We start from the raw sequence: 2,043 nt of genomic DNA, 5'->3' as shown, positions 1-2,043 counted from the left end.
GACATCAGAACCGTGGGAGCGGGCTTGCCCGCGAAGAGGCCGGAGCAAGCGCAGTCACTCTCGAACTCAGTCTTCCAGCAGTTCCTCAGCCTGACCCAGGATGTTCTCCAGGGTGAAGCCGAACTCTTCGAACAGCGCGGACGCAGGCGCCGACTCACCGTAGGTGGTCATGCCGATCACGCGGCCTTCCAGGCCCACGTACTTGTACCAGTAGTCCGCATGCGCGGCCTCGATGGCGATACGCGCGCCCACCTGCAGCGGCAACACCGCCTGCTTGTAGCTCGCGTCCTGGGCATCAAAGAGGCTGGTGCATGGCATCGATACCACGCGAACCTGGCGCCCCTGCTCGCTCAGCTTGTCGTACGCCTGCACCGCCAGGCCGACTTCCGAACCGGTGGCGATCAGGATCAGTTCCGGCTCGCCCGCGCAATCCTTCAGCACGTAACCGCCACGGCTGATGTTGTCGATCTGCGCCGCATCACGCGCTTGGTGCTGCAGGTTCTGCCGCGAGAAGATCAGCGCCGAAGGACCGTCCTTGCGCTCGATCGCGTGCTTCCAGGCCACGGCGGATTCCACCGCGTCAGCCGGACGCCAGGTGTCGAGGTTCGGCGTGCAACGCAGGCTCGCCAGTTGCTCGATCGGCTGGTGGGTCGGACCGTCTTCGCCCAGGCCGATGGAGTCGTGGGTGTAGACATGGATCACCCGCTTCTTCATCAGCGCCGACATGCGTACCGCGTTGCGGGCATATTCCATGAACATCAGGAAGGTCGCGCCGTAAGGCAGCAGGCCGCCGTGCAGGGTGACGCCGTTCATGATCGCGGTCATGCCGAACTCACGCACGCCGTAGTACATGTAGTTGCCGCTAGCATCTTCGGCGCTGACGCCCTTGCAACCTTTCCACAGGGTCAGGTTGGAACCGGCCAGGTCGGCCGAACCGCCGAGGAACTCCGGCAGCAGCGGGCCGAAGGCATTCAGGGTGTTCTGGCTGGCCTTGCGGCTGGCGATGGTTTCGCCCTTGGCCGCGACTTCGGCGATGTAGGCCGAGGCTTTTTCCGAGAAGTCGGCCGGCAGCTCGCCGCTCAGGCGACGCACCAGCTCGTTGGCTTCGCTCGGGAAGGCCGCGGAGTAGGCCGCGAAACGCTGGTCCCACTCGGCTTCGACCGCACGGCCGGCTTCCTTGGCATCCCACTCGGCATAGATGTCGGCGGGGATTTCGAACGGACCGTGGTTCCACTTCAGCGCCGCGCGGGTCAGGGCGATCTCCGCGTCACCCAGCGGGGCGCCGTGGCAGTCTTCCTTGCCTTGCTTGTTCGGCGAGCCGAAGCCGATGGTGGTCTTGCAGCAGATCAGGGTCGGCTGCTCGCTCTTGCGCGCCGTCTCGATGGCGGTCTTGATCTCTTCCGGATCGTGGCCGTCGACGTTGCGGATCACCTGCCAGTTGTAGGACTCGAAACGCTTCGGCGTATCGTCGGTGAACCAGCCTTCGACTTCGCCGTCGATGGAGATGCCGTTGTCATCGTAGAAGGCGATCAGCTTGCCCAGGCCCAGGGTGCCGGCCAGGGAGGCGACTTCATGGGAAATGCCTTCCATCATGCAGCCATCACCGAGGAACACGTAGGTGTGGTGGTCGACGATGTTGTGGCCGGGACGGTTGAACTGCGCGCCCAGCACCTTTTCCGCCAACGCGAAGCCAACGGCGTTGGCCAGGCCCTGGCCGAGCGGACCGGTGGTGGTTTCCACGCCCGGGGTGTAGCCGTATTCCGGGTGGCCCGGGGTGCGGCTGTGCAACTGGCGGAAGTTCTTCAGGTCGTCGATGGACAGGTCGTAGCCGGTCAGGTGCAGCAACGAGTAGATCAGCATCGAGCCATGGCCGTTGGACAGGACGAAGCGGTCACGGTCGGCGAAGGACGGGTTGCTCGGGTTGTGCTTCAGATAATCGCGCCAAAGCACCTCGGCGATATCCGCCATGCCCATCGGGGCACCCGGATGGCCGCTGTTGGCTTTTTGCACGGCATCCATGCTGAGGGCACGAATGGCGTTGGC

At 64.4% G+C, this 2,043-nt stretch carries 1 protein-coding gene; it reads right to left on the bottom strand.

Going from position 1 to position 2,043, the window contains the following annotated elements; all coding sequences use genetic code 11:
- Positions 1-66 precede the first annotated feature (66 nt).
- The coding region (gene tkt, locus HX881_RS32560) for a transketolase (RefSeq protein WP_177088667.1) at positions 67-2,043 on the bottom strand (1,977 nt) is incomplete at its 5' end.

It is taken from the genome of Pseudomonas gingeri, from assembly GCF_013386115.1.
In the GTDB taxonomy this organism is placed as follows: domain Bacteria; phylum Pseudomonadota; class Gammaproteobacteria; order Pseudomonadales; family Pseudomonadaceae; genus Aquipseudomonas; species Aquipseudomonas gingeri.
This window is presented reverse-complemented; position numbering and strand designations above follow the sequence as displayed.